General features: G+C 38.6%; 19 protein-coding genes. 11 read left to right on the plus strand and 8 right to left on the minus strand.

Going from position 1 to position 22,859, the window contains the following annotated elements:
• Positions 1 to 709 precede the first annotated feature (709 nt).
• Positions 710 to 901: a hypothetical protein gene (locus BM210_RS02185; RefSeq protein WP_091164008.1), complete on the minus strand. Its 192-nt coding sequence runs from the start codon at positions 899 to 901 to the stop codon at positions 710 to 712.
• Between the two features lie 101 nt (positions 902 to 1,002).
• On the opposite strand from BM210_RS02185, the gene BM210_RS02190 reads away from it, so the two are divergent.
• Together BM210_RS02190 and BM210_RS02195 are read left to right on the plus strand one after the other, a co-directional pair.
• Positions 1,003 to 2,070 carry a nucleoid-associated protein gene (locus BM210_RS02190; RefSeq protein ID WP_091164010.1) on the plus strand — a complete coding sequence of 356 codons (1,068 nt, stop codon included), beginning with the start codon at positions 1,003 to 1,005 and terminating at the stop codon, positions 2,068 to 2,070.
• A gap of 5 nt (positions 2,071 to 2,075) precedes the next feature.
• A complete protein-coding gene (locus tag BM210_RS02195; protein ID WP_091164012.1) occupies positions 2,076 to 3,572 on the plus strand; it encodes a hypothetical protein in 1,497 nt (498 codons plus the stop codon).
• A gap of 235 nt (positions 3,573 to 3,807) precedes the next feature.
• On the opposite strand, the gene BM210_RS02200 is transcribed toward BM210_RS02195, so the two are convergent.
• The 6 genes from BM210_RS02200 to BM210_RS02225 all read right to left on the minus strand — a co-directional run bounded on the left by BM210_RS02200 (position 3,808) and on the right by BM210_RS02225 (position 12,268).
• Entirely contained in the window at positions 3,808 to 6,108 is a 2,301-nt protein-coding gene (locus BM210_RS02200) for a DUF2357 domain-containing protein (RefSeq protein WP_091164014.1), read from the minus strand.
• 3 nt (positions 6,109 to 6,111) lie between these two features.
• Positions 6,112 to 8,181 (minus strand): McrB family protein, encoded by a 2,070-nt coding sequence (locus BM210_RS02205; protein ID WP_091164016.1) that lies wholly within the window; start codon positions 8,179 to 8,181, stop codon positions 6,112 to 6,114.
• A gap of 2 nt (positions 8,182 to 8,183) precedes the next feature.
• Entirely contained in the window at positions 8,184 to 9,236 is a 1,053-nt protein-coding gene (locus tag BM210_RS02210; RefSeq protein WP_091164017.1) for a DNA cytosine methyltransferase, read from the minus strand.
• A 17-nt stretch (positions 9,237 to 9,253) separates the two neighbouring features.
• A complete protein-coding gene (locus BM210_RS02215) occupies positions 9,254 to 10,447 on the minus strand; it encodes a DNA cytosine methyltransferase (RefSeq protein WP_091164019.1) in 1,194 nt (397 codons plus the stop codon).
• Positions 10,448 to 10,686: 239 nt separating this feature from the next.
• Positions 10,687 to 11,613, minus strand: a complete 927-nt coding sequence (locus BM210_RS02220) for a hypothetical protein (RefSeq protein ID WP_091164021.1) — start codon at positions 11,611 to 11,613, stop codon at positions 10,687 to 10,689.
• Between the two features lies 1 nt (position 11,614).
• Positions 11,615 to 12,268, minus strand: a complete 654-nt coding sequence (locus BM210_RS02225; RefSeq protein ID WP_091164022.1) for a hypothetical protein — start codon at positions 12,266 to 12,268, stop codon at positions 11,615 to 11,617.
• A gap of 280 nt (positions 12,269 to 12,548) precedes the next feature.
• On the opposite strand from BM210_RS02225, the gene BM210_RS02230 reads away from it, so the two are divergent.
• From BM210_RS02230 to BM210_RS02255, 6 genes are all read left to right on the plus strand, one after another.
• On the plus strand, positions 12,549 to 13,391 hold the full coding sequence (locus BM210_RS02230; RefSeq protein WP_218184885.1) for a DUF932 domain-containing protein: 843 nt from the start codon (positions 12,549 to 12,551) through the stop codon (positions 13,389 to 13,391).
• A 228-nt stretch (positions 13,392 to 13,619) separates the two neighbouring features.
• Positions 13,620 to 14,228 carry a RadC family protein gene (radC, locus tag BM210_RS02235; RefSeq protein WP_091164024.1) on the plus strand — a complete coding sequence of 203 codons (609 nt, stop codon included), beginning with the start codon at positions 13,620 to 13,622 and terminating at the stop codon, positions 14,226 to 14,228.
• Positions 14,229 to 14,260: 32 nt separating this feature from the next.
• Positions 14,261 to 14,752 (plus strand): C40 family peptidase, encoded by a 492-nt coding sequence (locus BM210_RS02240; protein ID WP_177237576.1) that lies wholly within the window; start codon positions 14,261 to 14,263, stop codon positions 14,750 to 14,752.
• Positions 14,753 to 14,863: 111 nt separating this feature from the next.
• A complete protein-coding gene (locus tag BM210_RS02245) occupies positions 14,864 to 15,844 on the plus strand; it encodes a YqaJ viral recombinase family nuclease (RefSeq protein WP_091164025.1) in 981 nt (326 codons plus the stop codon).
• A complete protein-coding gene (locus BM210_RS02250) occupies positions 15,834 to 16,571 on the plus strand; it encodes a Rad52/Rad22 family DNA repair protein (protein WP_091164026.1) in 738 nt (245 codons plus the stop codon). The genes BM210_RS02245 and BM210_RS02250 overlap by 11 nt, the downstream gene beginning before the upstream one ends.
• Positions 16,572 to 16,664: 93 nt before the next feature.
• A complete protein-coding gene (locus BM210_RS02255; RefSeq protein WP_091164684.1) occupies positions 16,665 to 16,964 on the plus strand; it encodes a DUF960 family protein in 300 nt (99 codons plus the stop codon).
• 132 nt (positions 16,965 to 17,096) lie between these two features.
• On the opposite strand, the gene BM210_RS02260 is transcribed toward BM210_RS02255, so the two are convergent.
• A complete protein-coding gene (locus tag BM210_RS02260) occupies positions 17,097 to 17,441 on the minus strand; it encodes a helix-turn-helix domain-containing protein (RefSeq protein WP_091164028.1) in 345 nt (114 codons plus the stop codon).
• Positions 17,442 to 17,722: 281 nt separating this feature from the next.
• Here BM210_RS02260 and BM210_RS02265 point away from each other — a divergent pair, with 281 nt between their 5' ends.
• From BM210_RS02265 to BM210_RS02275, 3 genes are all read left to right on the plus strand, one after another.
• The gene (locus BM210_RS02265; protein WP_091164030.1) at positions 17,723 to 18,739 is read left to right on the plus strand and encodes a hypothetical protein; all 1,017 of its coding nucleotides are present in this window, start codon (positions 17,723 to 17,725) and stop codon (positions 18,737 to 18,739) included.
• Between the two features lie 172 nt (positions 18,740 to 18,911).
• Entirely contained in the window at positions 18,912 to 19,571 is a 660-nt protein-coding gene (locus tag BM210_RS02270) for a hypothetical protein (protein ID WP_091164032.1), read from the plus strand.
• Between the two features lie 23 nt (positions 19,572 to 19,594).
• On the plus strand, positions 19,595 to 22,054 hold the full coding sequence (locus BM210_RS02275) for a stalk domain-containing protein (protein WP_177237577.1): 2,460 nt from the start codon (positions 19,595 to 19,597) through the stop codon (positions 22,052 to 22,054).
• Positions 22,055 to 22,859: the final 805 nt, after the last annotated feature.

Raw genomic sequence — 22,859 nt, forward strand, 5'->3', positions numbered from 1 at the left:
TGGTTACCGCAAATCATGTAACCTTGGAGCAAATGAAGTATTGGACGAGTAAACTCAATACAGACTCTCCCTTTAAGGCTATTCCTTCATCGACTCGTTTTGTGCCACTCTACGTATCTGAATTGCCCTCCGGTGTCTCTGCCTCTTCGCTTGTGGTTCGTGTTGGGCCCACCAGCATTGAACTTCAAAAGGCTTCGATCCTCAGCTGCTTCGCGAAGCCATAGAGGCGTTAAGCTCATCATATTGAGGTTATCCGGCTCTCATCGCTTCTATCTCGCTTCAGGTTATACCGATTTGCGTAAATCATTCGACGGGCTTGCCGCACTCGTGAAGGAAGTATTTGGTCAAATTTTAAATATTTCTATTATCCTAGAAGTTCTACACAGAGTACAAGAAAAAACATTCTGTTGAAAAGGCTCTCTTATTGCTGTTACATATCTGCCCATCTCTTCCATTATTATATCATTTTCATATTAATGATAGCTAATTAAACCCGTTAATTAATTTTAGATAATGAGAGGTGGTGTTTCGTTAGTTTTTGCGTTTGGGAAGATTTGTGCAATTGCATTTTAATTAAGTTTACTTAGCGACGCCATTTGCTCCAATATAAATAATGAATCCCCCACTAAAGCTGTGGGGGATTCATTATTTATATTCACAGGTACTAAGAACTAAATAACAATAGTACATGATGGGTAATTCTGGTATATTAGGTATTAGAAAGCTCTTCAAATTCCATGTTTATAAAGGGTAGTTCTTCCTCTTTGAATGAATAATTTTTTATGAGCTCATTTTTTGATGAGCGAGCAAGTTCTAATGCCAACTCGCCATCACTAGCCTTAAATGTCCCAAATTCTTTCCATGTATCATCATGCTCAATAAATATTTTGAATTGTCTCATGACAACTTCACCTTCCTTTTTCTAATTATTTCTTATTGTACTTCGATCCATTAAATTTATACCCGGCGCAAGTTGCTAAATAAGGAGAGACGCAAATCTATATGTTAAAAGTTGAACAACTTCAAATACAATCGGCTATGATACACCGCCTTGATAATCAAAAGGAACAAAATGCAGGATTAGATCTTTCCGATCTTCAATTAAATATGGATGACGAATTAAGAACTGTACTTGAGACTCACACTAAGAATGGTTTTGAAGACGGAAGAATCCGTTACGCTTACTTTTCTGACTCAGATATGAATCAAGTATTAACGGAAAGCTACAAAATTCTTGATGATATGCAGAGTCAATTTGTCTCAGGCTCGAAAATCTTGGCAAGGCTCCTTTTTAATGCAATGACTAATAAAAGAATATCAGCAGCAGATATTGCAATCTGTCTTGCTAATTGCAATGGCATTGAATATATTTGTCTGCTCAAGTTAGATTATAAGGATAATTACATATCGGAGGCAATTGATACACCAAGTGGAAGATATATCGGTATCAAGAAATTAGGGAGTGGTTGGCCCCAGTTAGGTTCAAAACTTCAAAAAGCTGCTTTTATCAAACGATCCAGCGATGAATACCAATTAATTATTCTAGACAGACAAAAGAGCAAATCGGATGAAGTAGACATATCTCAATTCTTTCAAAGGAAATTCCTTAATGTCGAATTGATTGATGACTCCAAAACCAATACTACAGGATTCATAAAAGGTGTCAGGCAATTTGTCGAAACTGCTGCAATAACTCCTGAAAAGAAAAAATCAATTTTTGACAATGCTGTTAATTTGGTCGTTAACACTGAGAATATAAACGTAACCCAATTTGTAGAATCCCAATTTAGCGAGGACTTACCTGAAGCAGAGAGAAAGTTATATATCGACTCGTTAATTGCAGAGTTCGAAAGAAATGGTGTTAGACGTTTAGAATTTGTTAAGTCCCAAGAAATCGCACAGGTGTATTCAAGAAAAAGGCAAATATTCCTCGAAGGAGCACGTCTTGAGATTGACCCTGCAATTTACAATGACTCCGATAAATTCATACTAACAAGACGCAGGGATGCCTCGGGTGAAGAAATAGCTGATATTACTATTAAAGGACTGAAAATAAAGAAAATGGACTGATCTATATGGAATGGTTGGACTTATTAAAAACAACAGGCTTTTCACATAGGAGCGAAACTCGAAGTAATGTTGTTTATTCAAATCGTCTTCAAAAGGTTAAAGTCGATCAATTTGTATCTGAGTTTTCAACTGTATGGGGAACAGATTACTCTTTGCACCTTGATGATGAATATATTCTCTTATTACCATCGGAGAACTCATTACTAAACAACACCTTAGACTTGTGCAGTGACATTGTTGAATTAAAAGTTGAACTTAAAAAATCGGGCATGATTTCTTCAACTGTATCAGCTGATTATAATGTCCATACCTTTTCTCAAGGAAGTATATTGTTGGACAACTTAAAAGATTTGAGCTTTGTTGGTCTTGAACACTTTGTTTTTAATAATCGTAATCAGCTAACTTATATTGTTATTTATGATGATCCTGGGTACTCGACTGTTATGTCGAACAAGTTTATTGCAATAGGCGATATAAATGTTCTAGAAACCCCTTTCGATGAGCCAGAGAAACTTTTCAAAGCGGCTCAAGACAAAATAAAAGAACGCAATGATAATATTCGCTGGAATCGGGAAATAAACTTTCTTCCACCCGATGTGTTTTATTTTAATGGCGACAAAACGAATGAACTAAGTGTATTCTTAAGTCAGAAGGCCGCCGCGATGTGCATCGCATTTACAGCATTGAATACAGAATACTTAGATGAAAAGAAGTTGTATCAATCGACCTACTCCGGACTTAAACAAACCAAATTCCAACTTGTTGTTCCTGACTCATGTGAAAAGGAACAAATTGATAGAATATTTTCCCTCTACGAGTGGGCTTATAGTGAAAAGACAGCAGACAAGATTGGATTGATCCAAAATATAATTAATCTACACATAAAAGAAGAAAACAATCCGAACCTGGAGTCGCTGTTGCAAAATATTTCTGAAGTATTTGAAATGGTAAAAGAGAATTACCGAGTTTACATTCAAAAAAGCGTAAAATCATATTTAGATGAAAGAAAGCAAGTCGAAGATTTTATTAGAACAACTTCTAACGAAATTAGCAAACAACTATCTGGGCTAACTGATATTGTAACAAAGAACTTGTTTGGTTTGCTCGCTACCGCCATCACTGCTGCTATTGGCTTTAATAAACCAGATAACCAAGCCTATATTCCTTGGATTCTCTACGTTTACAGCTTTTTCTCAATTGCCCTTACTATCTATTACAGTACACTTGCGAATGCCAATAAGAAAGCCATCATTGAGGTATATGAAAAACGAGTTGCAGACTACAAAAAGATTTTCCTAGAGGATCGCATTGATAAAATCACAGGAAACAGTATTGAGAAACAAACTAAAATATTCAGGAGGTATCTCCATTGGACTGTTTGGCCGAGCATTGGGATTAGCTTAATTACAATTATTTTTGGTTTGAAACTCCATGGAGTAATTAGAATTCTGTATTCTCATATTTGGCAGCTCGTAAATTGGATAATAAGCTTGGTAACATAAGAGAAGCCTATTCAAGCTACTGAATAGGCTTCTCTTAATTTATTTATTAACATATTCTCAGAGGTGGGCTCATTTAACTTCTTAAACCAAAGGGGACTACATAACCCGCACGTCCCCATTTTGATACAGTTAATTTGTATTAATTTACTGATAATACAGACATAAGTAATTAATCCCTCGGTAGAGCTTTATTGTTTTATCCCAAAATGAAGATAATTTATTTTCAATGCTCTACTTAGCTTGTATACTTCCTCACTACCTCATCAAAAGCGTTAACTGAAATCGTCTGATTTACATTAGAGAAATTCCAAGCAATACCGTCATATCTTGTATCGATTTCAATATTGAAAACAACATGCATAATGTCATGCTCAATATTGGGGTAATTTAGAGATTTTATTTTGTCAAAACTAGATATATGAGGTCCACTGTTTATTCTATATATTCCCAAAGCCTTCATATTCCATGACCCAATCAAAATTATCAGCTCCACACTAAAGAAGCCAGGATTAATCATTAACTCTCCATCTACAAGGTCCAAATCAGACACGAACTTACCTGTAGATTCAATCCAATCAAATACTTCTTGGTTTTTTACTAATGCCAAAATCATTTTAATATCTTCAACAGGTTTTTCTCTTTCTCCTGAAAATAAGCTTCTTTCTGGAACTTCCGCAAAAACGCTACCCTCTCTTTGTTCCTTGTGAGCAAAATAATTGTAGTACGAAAACCGTTCCCTCATTGTGGAACGATTGCATAAGTGGTCAACCACATTGGTCAAAAACTCTGACAAACCACTAAGACCTGATGCTTCGCCTGTTTTGCCTGGAGAAATAGCAAATGCACCTACACCCGGTAAAATTTCATGATAACCCTGCCATGTTTTATCCTGTGTCCCTGGATATAGGACATAAGCACCCTCAGAGCGTTTTATTGCGTCCCTGTAAGAATGCATCTTAAGTAAGTCAGCTCGCTTATAGATACCTTCTCTTTGTCTTTCTTTTTCATCATCCAAATTCTCATCATTTCTTCCAAAGAGCCCCTCGATACTATCCACTTTATACTTCGCATCAAAATGAATGTGTACCATTAGTTCTTGTTTTTCCGCATCAAGCAGCGAAAATTCCGCTGGCCAAAAACTCAAAGTATAATCTGGCCTCATTTGCTGGGTCCAAGAGCCTTGTTCACTTCTTTGCGAAGTCCATTTAAAGGTCTTGTTGTATGAGAATTGAACACGGAGTTTTCGACCTCTATTTTCCCATAGCCCGTCAATAACTAATTGTTTTCCTGACTTTAGTTTCATATATAAGCCGTCGGCCGAAACTTCAATCAATCTATTTACAGGTGGTTCACTTAATTTAAACTTTTTTGAAACTAAGCCTAGCAGTTGAAAAAATAACCAGTACTCATATAATAGTGGCAAATCACGCTTTCCTGAATTAAAAACGTCTTCGCCACCCTCCCATATTAGTTTTGTTGCTAATTGGAACCTTAGCCATGCTTGCATTAACTCACGATATCCTGCTTTTCTCTGTAGAACAGTGCTACCATATGGAATGTATGTTGGCTCTTGTAGCCCCCTAAAAAAATCGGACGACAAAGTTTCATAAAGATACTCATTAAGACTCTTCACTTCAGACAACAGCCTCTTATCAGCCATTCTCTTTTTTAAAGACAACACTTTTTCTATTTTACTTAAGAAATCGGAGTATACTTGGAGAGAGTATTTAATAAACCGGTTTTCAGGAGTATCATTCACTTCTATTTTTTCGTTAACAGTCACAAAAGTAGGGATTGATGGAGTACTTACTCCCTTTGAAAATAGTACCCCGTGTAATCCATGAGATGCTGGGACTGGCATTCTTTTGGGATTCCGTGCGATTTGTTTAATGGTATCAGACGTATGCCTGACATTCTTCCTGATATCTTGATTTACTCTTTCATCAGTCAAATTGGTATGTCCAGTTGAAATTATCCTACGGATTGCATCTTTAAACTCTCTGGACTCAATGATCGATTTTAAGAAAGCAAATCTTTGTTGTATCGTATCGGGATCTTTACTTGGGTCGGTAGTAAGTTTTAGTTGAGTAGGCGATTTAATATCAAGAAGTAAATCATTACATTTATCACCAATGTACTGCAACATTGAACGGTAATCTTCTCTGTAGTTAATCTTTGTTGACTTTATTTCTACACTTGCCCGACCAACAACTTTCCCATGACCATCTTCCAAAAAGAGGGGGAATAGCCCGTTATATGATCCCGTCTCAATACGCCCTTTTTGAATTGAACCAGTTATCTTGCTTGGAATAATTACAGAGTTTCCCCTAATACTAATTCCTGTACGCACGTCCGGAAGTTCATATTCATATACTCCGTTCTCAACTAATTGAACCCGTTCTTCGTTGTATAACCGTTCTTCTGCTTGGTTTAAAAGGAATAATGAATTTTTTCTCTCAGCGTAAATTACCATTCTTCCAGAAGTGTGTCTAGACTCGTCTTCAAATATTACCTCAGTTACCTCGACTGTCTCCATATACTAAGCCTCCGCAAAACTTGTGAAGCCATTTTGCTCTAATTGCTTTAGCATTCTTACAATCTTCCCGTAACTTAACTTTAAATATGCTTCCTCTGGATTTTTTATATATTTACCATGTTCATCGACTGCTAAAGGATGATCATCAAACGTATCCATATACGCTGCTTTGGTAGCCAACTCTTTAAGTGATTCCTCATTAATGAGAAACATTTCTTGATCGTTACCCATTTGCCAGAGATGCTCGTTGTAGCAGATAGCTGCCAAAGCACAAAGTAATGGCTCCAGTTTCTTCCTTGACCCATGTATTTTGGGTAAAATCTTCTGTAATACTTGTGCATCAACTGCTTCTTCAAATGAAAAAACAATTGGGGATATTAACCCATAATAATAGAGGAACCGTGCCATTTCTTTAACAGTCCTAAAACCAAATTCAGCCCCATATTCATTTAAAATATCAAAAAACATTAGGACTTCTTTCTTTAACATGCTGCGGGCCATTGCATCACTATCTGGATCTAACCTCGATGCCGCTACTAAGGCTGCCGCAAATCTTTTTCCTTTACCATTTAACGCTTCTATTTGTATCTGACTCGGTTTGTCCATATATGAACTAATATCTTCACGATTTACTCTAAACTCAATTGTATTTGCTCTGTCGAGAACCTTTGGTGAAAACATGTATGTGGTTTCATCGACATTCACTGTTCCTATAATAAATAAATTCCGGGGTAATCCATCAAGAGTTGGCGGTACGCTATCTCTCGCTGTTAAATCGCTATGGAGGAATACTTGCTCATTAGACTCGATTGCAGAAAGAATATCTGCGAAATATCGTTCCACATGTGATAAATTCATTTCGTCGAGAAGTAAAAAATAAGGATTCATTGCATCATTAGTTGCGTTTAAGATAACATTTAATGCCTGAGTCCTGACATACTTATTTCCATCCAAAGCATCAGCATATCCAAGAATACTATCCCTACTGGTCCAATCAGCCCCTACAGAAACTAACTCAAAATTACTTGAAGTATCTGCTCGATTTGCTGATATCCACCTTGCAAATGCCTGAGATAACTTTGTTTTTCCCGAACCGGATAGTCCTGTGAAAATGACAAATGGTTTCGCTAAACAACTTGCAATAAATCTTGAAATAAATGCGACATTATAGTTGAGTCCTACGGCTGCAAGGTCTTGATGAAATGCGGACACAATCTCGGAAATTGAGTCGGTATCGTAATCATTGGTTATCGCGGCATCACCAATATAATAAGAAAACCAATCCTCTTCATTTTGCGCCTCAAAGTATCTCGGAGGGTTCTGTATTATTTCTTTTATTGAAGATATGGAAGTCGGAGTGAGATGACGAAAACCCTCGCTATCAGCATGTCGAGTGATAATCAGACCACCCCACCCAGCAAAAGAATACCAAGGCGCAATCCTAGCTGATTGTTGTTCCATGTGAACCGGCTCACCTAGTAGATTCTGTAGGATATCTTCACTAGTTGCTGAATAACTTGTAATTTGATCCCTAGCATGTTTTATCTTTTGAATAGCCTCATCTAAGTCCTCCATCCTTGTTACCCTCAGAATCACTCTATTCATTTCTTCGAAATGAAGTTTGTTTTCCAAATTAAACATAGCCTTCCAGATACAAATGCATGGAAGAACGTCACAACTTGCTGGCAAGCCATAGTTATCTGAAGGGTTACGTAGTTGATATCGTGATAAGATGCTAATCGCTGTTTTTGCTACCTGAGAAAATATTCTGTCCCGTTCCTCCACTAAGTTACTTTCCATTGATAGTATTCCCGTACCTAGCCGGGAAAGTCTCAATTTGTTATCATTATCTTTGAAAACCAACCCAAATTTTTCATACATCTTTCGATATGTTCTAATTCTTGAGTCTGCTACTCCCCAGTCTGTAGCCTCTGCTTGGCCTCTGTAGTCATTCCACTGATGACCGTCTAACTGAGTGAACTTTTGTAAGTGTTCGCGTAGATCTGCAGTTACCTGTATTTCAAGAGTAGGAAACTCTGTTGTATCCCTAGCGCCACTAGGCCAATGTTCCATATCTATCCGTCACCTTCCGCTAACAATATCTCTTTTATTTTTGTGGCAATTGCATTAGCAAGCAGGGGAGGTACAGCATTCCCAATTTGCTTTGCTACTTGAACCTTAGTACCATAAAAAATATAGCCATCAGGGAAAGTCTGTAAGCGTGCACCTTCTCTGAGTGTAATCGTTCTGTCTAACTCCGGATGACCAAACCTGCCCCTGGAAAAACTATCAAATCGTGCTGTTATTGTTGAACTTGGCTTGTCCCATGCCATTCTACCATAAACATCCAAATGCCTGTGTGTACTATTGTTCTTGTGGCAATCTAACTGTAGATGTTCAGGGAGAGAATCTCTACCCTGTCCTTCGGTAATCGATCTGATTCGTTCAAGATTTATTGGTGAAAGTTTGTCTGCTCTATGATTATGGATTAATTCATCGTCAGTTATCATTAAATCTGAGATCGCTTCTCTTACAGTTGACGGAGTATTAAGAGACGGCCTAGTGGGCTCTGGAAATGTAAATTTAGTAAAAGGACTCTCCGTTTTTTCTCCAACAATAAAAACACGCTTTCTAACTTGAGGTACCCCAAAATCAAATGCGTTTAATTTCTGTATGTGAATTAAATAACCAGCCTTCTCACATTGCTGTTCCAATTCTTTTAGAACCGGCTTACCTCTTGTTGATAACAAACCTGCGACATTTTCCATAACAAAAAATTTTGGCTGTACCTCTAAGACGAGACGGATATACTCCATAACTAATTGATTACGAGGGTCATTATTTTCGCCTCTTCTTTGAACGCTGAACCCTTGACATGGGGGTCCTCCAAAAATAACATCAAGTCCTTCTATTTTTTGCTTTGCCAATGCTTCAATTACATTTTTATTAATTTCATAAATGTCGCCAACATGACCATGACTACCAAGGTTCTTGTTATATGTCTCTATACAGGCTGGATCGTTATCAAGTGCATAAAGTATTTTAAACCCTGCCATCGAGAACCCTAGAGACATCCCACCAGCACCGGAGAATAGGTCAATGGCAGAAAGTTTTTTATCTTTGCTCATTTTGTCCTCCAAAATGTTCAATTTCTTTGCTGCTTCAAATGAGCAATAACACTGCTATATGATTGGAAGAATGGTTGCTCGATGTTCTCTTCCTCTTCACTACGATTTTGGCCTGCCATCAAGGTAAGTACATGTGCAGCCAAATGTGTTGAAAAGATTGGTGGCACGGCATTTCCTACTTGCTTATATTTATCGTCAAACGGACCCTCGAATATGAAATCCGATGGAAAACCTTGTAATAGCGCTGCTTCCCTAATGGACAGTCCCCTATCTTGCTCAGGGTGTGTGAATCTGCCACAAGATGGTGTCCTACATCTTGCGGTCATTGTTATGGAAGGTTTGCTCCAAGCAAGCCTACCATAAACATCATAAAAGCCTTTTACTTTATCCAAGCAGGCAGGCCCTACTCCAGGGGGACGAGACCCTCCATCCTTTGGAACTTGTTTTAAAATTTCAACTGTTTCTTTTCTATGATTGGAGGTTTTATGCATTGAGTCATCTTTGCTTGTTTCTCCTGCTTTTAGAGGAGGGAGATTTCCAATCGCATCTTTAACAGTTCTAAATGATCCCCGAGTAAGTACAGGTGCTGGTACTGTTGGACTAAAGTGCTTGGATGCCAATACAACTGCTCGATGCCTCTCTTGAGGAACACCATATTCGGCCATATTAACAATACTCGATGTAACATTGTATCCTTCTGCTTCTAAAATATTCTTAAACGCATTGAAATGATGCCAATGTTTCTTGGCCAATAAATCTGGTACGTTTTCCATGATAATAAAATCTGCCTTCAACCCCACAGCAATTTCTGCAAATCTCCCTACCAGGGAATTTCTTGAATCTTTTCTAGGATCTTTTTTTCTATGGGATGAGAAGCCTTGGCAAGGTGCGCATCCAATTACAATGAGTGGATTGTTTTTGTCTCTTTTAGACGCTAAAATATCTTCTATATCTGATACTTCTACGTTACCTAGATCTAATTGGTGTGACCTAACACCGTAATTTGTCTCATAAGTCTTATTTGCATGTTTATCAAAATCAAATGCACCTATATTACGGAAATATCCTGTCTCTTCTCCAACCTTATGGAACCCATAAGACATCCCACCAGCACCCGCGAAAAAATCTACAAAGTCAAAGGTTTGTTGTTTAAGAACCTTGCGAATCCCGAGCCAATCTATATAATTTAAATGATCTTTTAGTACACTCATGTCATTTCACTTCTTCCATTTGTAGAAATATCGTATTTAGACTCGAATAATAGGTATAATATAAAATTCTATATTTCTCATAAAGAATCCTTCTTGTCAACTAATAACCCCATTATAGCAAATACACGTTCGTATACAAGGGGAACAATATGGAGAGGGCAACAACGACCACTCATAATACTTCACATTCAATGCAATAACTTTAAAAATAAACATAAATTAAACTGGAACCATTATTTCTATTCAGCCCACGCAGGCACTTCAACACCAAAATTTCTGCACGATCGTTTAGCTTTCCTTTTAAAAGGAACGCACCAGTCCCTACGCTCGTAGATCACCACTTGTCGTTCCTCTTCGTGCTCTTCGTAATACCGAAACTCTACCTCCAACTCTTGCAATCTAAAGATTCCATGATCCCCAGATTCCTTACAAGAATAACAATAGAACCAGCCGTTAATATACGTATCTGCATCAGCCTCTAATATATCCCCACAATGTGCCTCACATTTATGAGATTCCAAGATCGATATATCGACTCCGTAATTTCCACAAACCTGCTTTAAAGTTTCGTACGCCTCTTTGGCCATCTCCATATTATCAAACACATAATTCAATCCCCAATGACAGGGATGCTGATGATGCTTGATCACATAGAGAATAAAATCTTCATAACCGGTCAAGTACAAGGCAGTGCAGACTTTATCGTAAATTTCTTCTTCATTCTTATCCAAACTTCCATAATTAGCATCACTTCCAGTAACCCAATACAGCATTTTTCTATTTGGCCTCCATGCAAAAACACGCTTCTGGAGCTCTCTCAGCTTCAAAGTATACTGATAGATTTCCCAAGCGTAAGAACCATCGTCACCTTCCGCACGAATAAAGCCAGCATGGTCATCGATCAACTCATCCATTTCTTCAAAAAGCTCGTCAACAGCATTTTCCAATCTTCTAACCGTTTTACTAAACATAGGTTCCCAACTCTCTAGGAGTTCGATATACGAATTTCGTAGCATCAAGTAAGTGTCTTCATAAGGATGAGGGTCGAATGAAATGTCATGCTTGTCCATATACTCCTCCAAACATTCTTCTGAACAATATCGGTCACCACTAGGGTCGATCACATATTTCTCATCCGTTTCTTTTTCGCAATGAATACAACTCATCTTACATCCTCCCCTTCTTCTCATCGCCTTTTATCATCGGTGAACGACCAAGCAATGTCAGTCGCCATTCTAAGAAATTTTCATCATCGATCTCTAATCCATACTTCTCTTCAATAGCTTTCATCGCTTTGACATAAGCGTCGCGTGAAACCCATAAGTCAGATGGCTGCCGTGGCACAGAGCCGAACAGCAATACCAAGAACTCTCTATATGCCAGACTAATCCGATCCGCCGCGGAGTCGCCCAAAATGATTTGAACGATTTCTTTTATGGCTGATTTTGCATTTTTACGCTGTCCGATAGTCGAATACGATCCTTCGTAAATATCTGCATGCACAGGTATAAATGTCATCATCTTTTGATGAAACTGTCCGATTACCGTGCCACGATATCGGAACGTAATGATCCTTGCTTGATGATCCACGGTAATCTCAATATTCCCCTTGCAGTATAGATCGTCCATAATTGCAATCAACACCTGTTTAGACCGTTGCTTCCGAAGGCGATTCATTGGTAGCCGATTTATATCGAACAAAGGAGAATTCCAAAATTGTATAACCTTGCCCCAGCGTGAATCATTGACAGGAATAGATAGCAAATAAGTATAAGGATTTGCTACCTCTTCATTTGATGATCCTATTAGTCGTACATCCATATCCATTTCTCCCCTCTATTTTCCAAGTCAATCATTTTGTAAAACGGATGGCTGTTGCTTCTTTCCTAATATACACAGGCATCTTGTAGAATTCTAAATCACCTAAGAAATCCTTTCAGTTCGCATATCGCTACAAAATAAATCTATATTATTACCTTGATACAGAACTATAAATATATACAGCGGAACAGTTGAACAACTGTTCTGCTTATCTGTATTTCTTTTTAAAAACACGCCAACATGGCTGTTTTATAAATTCATTTAATGGGAGATGTTGTACATGGCAGCAAACGTCGAAAGTATGTTTTATGTAAGGGAAGCACCTTGGCACGGTCTTGGTAAAAGAGTTGAACAAGCACTCAATTCGGAGGAAGCCTTACAGGAGGCAGGTTTAGATTGGACTGTACTTCAAAAGTCCATCCAAACCGAAGACCAAATGGAGATCACAGGTTACAAAGCAAACATCAGGGAAACCGATCAACGCGTTCTCGGAGTAGTCACAGACCGCTATAAAATCGTTCAGAATCACGAAGCCTTTGCTTTTACTGATGAGCTACTTGGCGAAGGTGTGAAGTACGAAACTGCAGGAAGCTTACAGAATGGAAAGAAAGTGTGGCTGCTTGCAAAGCTACCGGATAATTATATTATTTCGGGCGACCGTATCAGTCCGTATATGGTGTTTTCGAACAGCCATGACGGTAGCGGAAGTATCAAAGTTGCTATGACCCCCATTCGAGTCGTTTGCCAAAACACCTTAAACCTGGCTTTAAGCAATGCCAAAAGAATCTGGACAACTATTCATACCGGAAATATGAAGTCCAAACTGGATGAAGCAAGAAAGACAATCCTCTTAGCGGAAAGTTATATGGATAACCTTGGAGCAGAAGTAGACCGATTAAACAAAATCAAGGTATCCGATCAAAAGGTGATGGAGTATATCAACCTTCTCATTCCCTTACAGGACAATGCAACCAAGCAACAGGAAAAGAATGTGCAGCAGTTAAGGTCAGATATGCAATTGAGATACTTTGATGCCCCTGACCTTGCTTTTGTAGGTAAAAACGGATATCGCTTTATTAATGCTGTATCGGACTTTGCAACCCACGCTAAACCTCTTAGGTAAACGGCTACATTTAGAGAAAATATGTTTTTAAAGACTGTGGAAGGGAATCCATTAATTGATAAAGCGTATGAACTTATCCTAGCGTCGGCGTAATCATTTTGGATTGTCGATGCATATTCTATGTTCCTGAAAGGATTCCATTACCCAAGAGAGCTGAACACTAGTTATGTGTTTGGCTCTTTTTATTTTGCATGAATTATATAAATCAAATTTGTAGGAGGTAGTACGATGAACGAATACAAGCATTCAGAACTAAAATCTCTATTAACAGACTTAATGTGTGAACGGCAAGGCAGCTACATGATCGAAGAGCTTTTCCAACACTTCCCCTCTGTTTCAGAGCTAGCAGAAGCCAGCGAACAGCAATTAGTTCAAGTTAAAGGTATCGGAGTAGGTAAGGCTCGCCAGCTTCTTGCCATGCTTAAGCTCGCCAGAGCACTTACCGCTCCTGTCCAAGATCCCTATACAATTAGAAACCCACAAGATGTATTCAGTCTTCTAGAAGCTGATTTGAGACACTTGCAGCAGGAGTATTTCGTATGCCTTTTTCTCAACACAAAAAATCATTTAATATCCCGTGAAATCCTCTCTAAGGGCTCTCTAAATGCTTCGATAGTTCATCCGAGAGAAGTTTTTCGAGCAGCAATTAAACGGGCATCTGCTTCTATCGTCTGCGTCCATAATCACCCGTCTACTGACCCTTCCCCATCGCCTGTAGATATCGAAATCACCAAACGGCTTGTCGCGGCGGGAGAAATAATCGGTATAGACATTTTAGACCATATCATTATAGGTGGCCACAGATTCTACAGTCTTAAAGAAAAAGGACATATGTAGCAAGTTCCTTACAACGAATGGAGGAATAATACATGCTTGAACTACTTATTTCAATTGTAGATTCAATCCGTAATGAATTCATGGAACGTGAAAATCTGGAGCCAGCTTTTGGCTCGGTCATTTATACGCAATTAGGATTTGGTTCTATGGAACATTCCGGAATATACCTTCTAAATGGTGAGGTTGTTGAACTGAACGGAGATGGACAAATTCATATAGTGAGTTTAAAGGAATTTACAGGTCGACTAACCACCTTTAATGATGATATCTATGTCCCTTGTTACGCCGATTATGACGGTACCATTGCTACACCCGGTACTGGCGGCAATGCTTTGGAGATGGCTGGATCAATCCGAAACTATAATCTATTGATAGACAATTGCCATCAATTTTGTGCAGGCTGTGTAACTGGAGATTTTGAAAACTCAAGTAACTTCCTCTGGATGCTCAAGGATGTCGTGAAAGAAGCAGCAGGTACGGAAGTTGTATGGAAAAAATGGAACTGGAAAAAGAATTTCGATTGACGTTTGTATTACACACTGTCATTGGTCATAACCCATATGACAGCTTAAAAGAACAAGGGTTAATGTGACGCACACATTAACCTTCATTTATTTTTGGAGGTGACATACAACATGGCAACTGCTATCAAACTACATGCAGACATTCTTGTTGAGACTGAAGATTTATCCTATGAACAATGGCTTGTCTACCGTCGCAATGGTATTGGAGGTTCGGATCTTGCTGCCATCTGTGGTATATCCAAATGGAGAACAGCCATGCATGTGTTCCTGGAGAAACTGGGAGAAGCTCTAGAAGAGCAAATGGGTGAAGCGGCAGAATGGGGAACTCGGCTTGAACCGCTTATTGCCGATAAATTCGCCTGTGAGCATCCTGAGTGGGCGATCACGGAGAAGAAAATTATTTACTGCCATCCTGAGCATCGTTGGGCATTAGGTAATCTCGACCGTATGATCATTTGCCCCAAACGTGGCCGCGGCATCCTTGAGATTAAAACTGCAAGCGAATACCTGCGTAAGGAATGGGATGACGGCAATATTCCCGACTATTATTACGTCCAATTGCAATGGTATATGTTTGTAACTGGATTGGAGTGGGGATATTTTGCCACGCTTATAGGTGGGAATAAATATCGGGAGTTTGAAGTTATGCGCGACCATGAGCTTATAGATCAGCTTTTCCGACTCTCCAGTGATTTTTGGCATCAATATGTACTTAAAGGCGAATGCCCCCCTGTGGATGGATCAGAGGCTTGTACAAAGCTTCTGAACAGACTCTATCCCGAAGCCCGGAGCAGTACTACTCTTCCGTTAGAAATGACTGAGCTTGTTGAGAACTATTTCTCCAAAAAACATCAACTCAAATTTTTAGAAGAATCCCTAACCGAAATCGAAAACCATTTCAAATCCCAACTGGGCACCTTTGAAATTGGGATCACAGGTATGTACAAAGTGAATTGGGAAAATCGCAGCCGTACCGGAGTGGACAGCAAGCAGTTGAAGGAGATGCACCCTGACATTTATCAAGAATGCCTTAAACAATCCCATTTCAGGCAGTTCAGTATTAAGAAGGAGGCGATTAAGAATGGAGAATGAATCAATAAGCTTGTTCGAACGATTAAACGCACCTTTCCCCTATTCAGATTATCAGTATGATAGCTTCGGTGATCGTTGTTACATTTCCGGGCAGACCATTACAGAGCGGTTAAATGAAGTATTGGGAGTTGGATATTGGAAATACGAAGGGTTATATGAGACAGAGAAAATCATACAGGAGCCGAACGGAAAAAATCCTCGTGTCAAAATGTATGTGCGCTTCAGCATTTTTAATAGCGAATTACGGGATTGGATTACCTTCATTGATGTCGGTAGCGAACAAGTAAAGCCAGGCATGAACGAGGGAGATGCAACCAAGAGTGCGATAACGGACGGCATGAAGAAATGTGCAAGCAGAATCGGCGTTGGGAGTGACCTCTATAAAGGAAAGATCACTTGGGATAAACAGCGGCAAGCCATTATCGTACCCGACCACTATAACCAGTATTACCATGACCGAGGATGGATTCCCAAAGTAGAAGCCTCCCCTCCATCACCAGTTGCTAGCAATCGTACGTCTAAAAAATCCGAGCTTACCGATAAACTAAAGAACAAGGCTTCTGCTGTTCAAAATCAAATTAAAGCGGCATGGCAAGAATTGGCTGGTAGTCTGGACGGGCTTGATGAATGGTACACCAAAAAGCAACAAGAGCATGTAACTGATCAGCAAATGATAAACCTGCTTCAAAAAAAGCTGCAAGAAAAACGAAACGCTGCAAGTGCATGAGTTGAAATGATTGAAACAATTGGACGGTCGGGCAGCACCTAATCTTCCTATTTGTACTCTTTTAGATTGGAGAAAGAAATGGGGATGTTGTCTATGTTCGATGGAACAAAATACGTGACTCCTGGAATACAGCGTGAGGTACCCGTCTTCTTACAAAATATCCTTTGGTATTTAATCGAAACGATGGAGGTGCCCGAAAAGCACCCTTTACAGGTCTTTCAATTCGAGAGCATTATCGAAGACGGCAAAAGAAAACAACAGATTGTACATAGCCAAGAGCAGCCGGATTATAGGAAGCATTACGCTATTTCCACTAGGTCTATTGTTATAGGAAAGGTTTATGTTATTGATGATGCAACTCATTGTACGATGCTACTTGCGGATGAATATTGAATTCCATTTCCACACAAGTTACAAGGCGTAAAATATATATTATTAATCAGACATCTTGCTAGAAGATGGTCATAACCAAAAGAGAGGGAACGTAGAGGCTGGTACAATACACAAATTCTCCATTTCCCTCTTCTATTTTTTATCACGAAACCATAGCAACTGCTTTACAAACTCATAGACTGCTTTCTTTTCTTCTTCAGTCCTTCCATTTAATTCGAAAGAAATTTTGTCTACAAAAGAAAAATCGGTCCTCGTAGCGATATCATGATCGAATTGAAAAAGCTCCTCAATCTTAGCATCTAGTGCGATTGTGATCTTTTCCAAGGTAACAATAGTTGGACTCTTGACCCCGCGTTCTACGGCTCCAAGGTAAGATGGATCTATCCCCGCTTTAAAAGCGAGCTTTTCTTGACTCAAACCTCTACTTTGCCGTAGAGCCCTAATTTTTTCACCAACCAGTAACGCAATATTGCTCATTGATTCCACCTATCTTCCATATTCCATACCCTTATATGAAAACGATAGATGGTAGCACCATTAGTAACAACGTTCCATAAACACTAATTTAGTGAATGTCTATAGACATTGATTAAATGTGTCGAATTGCCTATAATTACAATGGACGTTGGAAAATCTTGTCGTTTATTAATGTAAAAAAAATCGTATTCAATAGTTTACAGGGGGGGTTGCTATTTTCTGAATAGATTGAACACAGTTGTTTGAATACAAATACATTTATGGTAGATGGAGGATAACATATGTACCTGCGAATTATTATTAGTTTGATCATTTTCTTGGTACTTAGTGCTTGTAATGCGGAAACAGAAAAAACAATTAACGATGTCGCATCGAATCTGAAAGATCAAGCTAGCAACATAATAGACATGGAAAACTCTCATGTACTGTCAGTAAAAAATGGCCACTTTAAGAGCAGCCCTGACCAATCCATCGGGGATGCTTTTCAAAAATTCTTTGGTGATCCTACTTGGAAATATTTTAAGTCTGATTCGGGTAAAGATGTCGTTGAGTTCACCGGACATATGATATATCAGGAAGCTAAAGTAAAAGCAAGATTTCAATTTATCTTGAATGAAGATAACTCATTTGAAGGGGGAGCATTATCTTTTAATGAAGTACCTCAGAATGCATTAACAAAAGCAGCTCTATTATCTACGATATTTGACAATAAGAAAGACAAGAATGGAGATAGTACGAAAGTGAATCAGAGCGCTGATAATACTGCCCATAAGGTAGCATCCGACGCTGGGAATGTGAAACAACCCACTGCCTTAGAAGCATCACCAACGTCGAAACCATCAGATGCGGCGGCGCCGCCTACACCTACTAAAAAAACGCTCCCTAGCAGCCTATCAGGCGGGAAAATACCTGAAATCCCTTCGGGTATTGGCGACAGCATGATCACATTATTTAAATCAAACGGGAAAGTAATTAACGAGGTTGATACGGGTTCAGGTCTTGCTTATGTATTTTCCAATGTAGTCTATTACACAACAAGCAGGTTGAGTGTGAACGGCAACATTCAAGAGGGAGAGGTTGTCGCACTGAGGTTTTTAGAGGGACATTCCATTCTCGGTATAAAAATTGGTTCAACCCCTAAGGTAATTGTAGAAAAGCTGGGTGAACCAAACAGCAGCGGATATAGTGATTTAGATGGAAAATATACATTAACCTATAAATTTGGCGACTATATTCTCTATATCTCTGCTCCAGATAAGGCTTCGCCTACAACAGAAGCTCTTTATAAGAAAGATTAGATTACTCATTTTCATGGATGCTTATCGATTTCTTGAAATTGTTTTCATTCAGTTTTGACTGGCACTCTCGGATTATTGCCTAGTGTTGAGTTTTGGAATACAGATGAATCTAAGAATCAAAAGACCAGTTGGGTGTATTAATGGAAATTCGCAAAAGAGGGGAAAACTGCGAATGAAGCTTAACACTATTTATTCATTAAAATTTGCAATAATCCTTACGTTGTTTCTTGTTCTTCTAGTTGGTTGCAACAAGGAAATAGAGCCAGTCGCTCTACTACCCAAACAAGAAGAACAGGAAAAGAAATTACAAGAGGAAACCGAAGAGAAAGGGAACTCATCTGAGCTTATAATCACTTTGAATAATCTGATTGATTCTGGGCTCAAATTATGGGATAAGGCCGATAGCGTGAATTCCAGTATTGGTAACACCATATCCATGCTTGACTCGGACGTCCGTAAGGTCAGAAAACAGAAATTCATAGAAGATGGAACTACGTTTACTTTGGAAGATTTATTCAATGGTACTTTGGATAATCCAAAGTGGAAATCTAAAGAGATCGATGGAGTCAATTTGGTCATGGTTACAGGTGGGGGAAGTAAGTTTTTGAAAAGTCTTGATTCCAAGGGGTGGGACTTTGAACGAACATTAGAACAATTTTTAGCAAAGTCAATTGATATGACTGTTGTTATACCTGTTCGTAAGGGCGAGATTGTTGTAGAGTCAGTGAGCAGTTTTATTGAGGTATCAGGGGTGGGGAAGATGCCTATCACAGGTCCAGGTATCTTAAGTGAATTACTAAAAACATATTTATCCGAACAAGCGAAAAAATAATTTTTATGGGAGATGATTTCATTATGATAAAAAAAACATTAAAAACTCTGGTAATATGCAGCATCATGTTCGTAAGTCTATTGTTTATAAGTAATCCCTCCATTTTTGCTGAAGGAGAAACCGAACTCCCCGTGTTTAACACGTTAAAAGGGTATGGGGTCTCCAAAGTTAAAATGAGCCCTGATGGGAGTATGTTGCTTGCGACAGGTAGTGCGTTTGATACCTATCTATGGAACGTCAATAGTGGAATTAGCAAAAAAATTAACATACCACCTCATACGAGAACTGAAAATGTAAATGATGCCACTTTCAGTCCAGATGGTACTATGTTTGCGCTTTCCGCGGGTTATGAATCCTATGGAATACACTTGTTTGACAGCAAATCCGGCGAACTTAAAAATACAATTAAATTAAAAGATCCATATATTGGCGCACTAAGTTTTACATCCGATAGCAAATCAATCATAGCTCAAGTAAGTGATGGTAACCGTTCCATAAAAACAATAAATATTACGACTAGTGCAGAATTACTTAAATTGGATGTCACTAGCAATGCAAGCAGGATTTCCCATCACCCACAAAATGACGAGTTTGCGGTACTATTATCTGATTCTCAAAGTATAGTACAAATTCGCAATGAAAATACAGGAGCGATTATAAAAACGTTGAATGATTTCACAGCAGGCTTCTTATTTTCAGATATGGGATTCTCGCAGGATGGAAATTATTTTGTTGTTTCACATAATGGTGGAAAAAATTCAGAAACAATCGTGTTTAACGCAAAAGATGGCTATAAGCAGATAGCAGTCATCAAGGAATCCGGTAACATCTCATTTAGCAAAGACGGAAAGTTATTGATTTTGGGGGACATGGTTTATACAGTTGAAGAAGGATTTACACATTTTTACAGAATCAAAGTAAAGAATTCAAAAGAAACTATCAATCCATATGTAAGCGGCATAACTCCAGATGGAAAATATGCTTTTTATGTTGATAATGTTGATGCAAGAGATCGAAAAATCAGGTTGCTCGACGCCTCAGCACTATCTATCCGACTATCATCTATCCAGATTGACCCGAAAGGCTTTGCTTTAAATGTCAACGACCATACTAAGTTGATGTTAGAGGGTACCTATTCAGATGGAACAAAAAAATCGTTAGATACCAGCAAAGTAAAATGGAGTATACAAGATTTCTATGTGGCAGAAGTGAAAGATTCTATTTTGTATGGTCGAAGCAACGGCAACACAATATTAACCGCAAATTTCGGTGATTTGACAACAAACGCGCAAGTTGTGATTGCTGATGCTCCGACTGACCTTAAAGCTGCATTAAATGGGAACAGTATCAACCTAACATGGTCTGGCGTAAAAAACAAAAATGATCTACTTGGATATTATGTATACCGTAAAACTGGGAACGGAAGTTACAATAACACTCCGCTCACCGATTTCCCATTGCAAACCACCGAATACGCAGACTTGAATATCGATGCTAAACAAGGCAACTTCTATATTATCAAAGCCGTTTATAAAAACAAAATAGAATCCATACCTTCAAACGAAGCCTTTGTAACGTCCAAAGCGAAACAAATTATTCTACAGGTTAATAATCATATGATGAAAATAAACGGTGAAAGCAAAGAAATCGATGCTGGAAACGGCACAACACCAATTATACACAATGGAAAAACCTTGCTACCAATCCGTGCTTTAATAGACGAATTAGGTGGGAAATTAGATTGGTTAGATGGTGAGCAGAAAATTACCATTCAATTGAATAATAACAAAATTGATTTATGGATCGATAAAAATACGGCATATGTAAATGGAACCGCACAAACACTAGATGTTGCCCCGGCAATTATTAGTGGTCGCACGATGCTTCCACTCCGTTTTATAGGTGAAAATTTAGGGCTTCAACTTGAATGGGACGGAGCAACTCAAACGATAAACTTATCTTATGGTGGAACGGCTAGTGCTAGTATTGACATATCTAAGAAATGGTATGAATTGGAGTACACTCGGCCTGTTTCCAATACGTTTGGAGAATATATCGACAGCGGATTTGGCTTCACGATTAATTACCCGCTTGCTTGGGGGAAGCCTAAAATCACTGAAAGTAAAGAGCATAACTTTGGATTTTATACTACTTATTACAAAAGCGATAACACAGTAATCATTTCGTATGGAGAGTTCTTGCAAGATGGTGAATCGAATGTAGCCTACGTGAAGAGAAATGGATTTGATATATCAAACATCGTTGCAGAAGAAAAAATTCAATACTCTGAAAAAGTTTATTATTTGAAAGAGGATTCGGGAAACAAGAAAAAGATAGCTATCATGATCTTTAAGCATGGAGAAGTTTGTGTATTTGAGAATACGATTTATGATGTCAACTTAATTCAGAATGATCAAAAAGCTATTGATCTATTTGTCGAGATACTTACAACTCTTAAGCTCACTTCCGCCGCAGTTGGATGATCTTTAAATAATAAACAGATAGAAAGAACGTGAAGAAATAGAAAATAACATAAGCGCTTGCAAGTAAACGAAATTATAAGAGCTATATCAGCGAAATAAGGTTGGAAATAATAAATGTCAGTGATCACAGAAGGCTTGGTTGTTTATAAATCAACTTACAGATTTATCAAAAAGGATGGATAATTATACAATATGGCAGCAATGTCTGGGCTATTAAATGCTTCAGAAACAAATGGCTACGGGGCGTATAAGGATTACTTTAAGAGAAATTAAATTTAAGAATTCAGGCGTTAAGTTATCCTCACGTTAAAAGAGGAGTTATCCTAAGATATAAGTTTTTTAAGCTTTTAAGCCTTGGTCCAGTCAACCAATAATAAAATACACTACAGGCATCTTGCCTTGTGTATTTTTTTTGAACCGTTATCCTTTTATAAAGCTTTACATGTGGGGACTTCTTCCCCACTTCCCCTTCTCTTTGGAGAATCTCTCTCTCGCTCGTTCTCACGAGCTCTTTCGTTCCCTCTTTATCTCGCTCCACTCCTCTCATTCATCTCGGCGCCTGCTCCCTCCCGGCTGCTTCCTCCGGCGCCGGGTTCCGCTCCCGGAGGTTCTCACCTCCTTGCGCTTCGCTCATTCGTTCGCTCTGCTCCTCACTCAAGATCTAAAGATCTATCTATTCCCACCCTCTCACCCTAATGTTTTATTGGGAATAGAAAGTTATCCATCGAGATATCCATATAATTTGATTTATTGATGCTAGACAACAAAAGTGTGAATATTTCGGTGTGGCGGAGACGTTTGTGTT

The organism is Paenibacillus sp. 1_12 (genome assembly GCF_900114475.1).
Taxonomy (GTDB): Bacteria; Bacillota; Bacilli; order Paenibacillales; family NBRC-103111; genus Paenibacillus_S.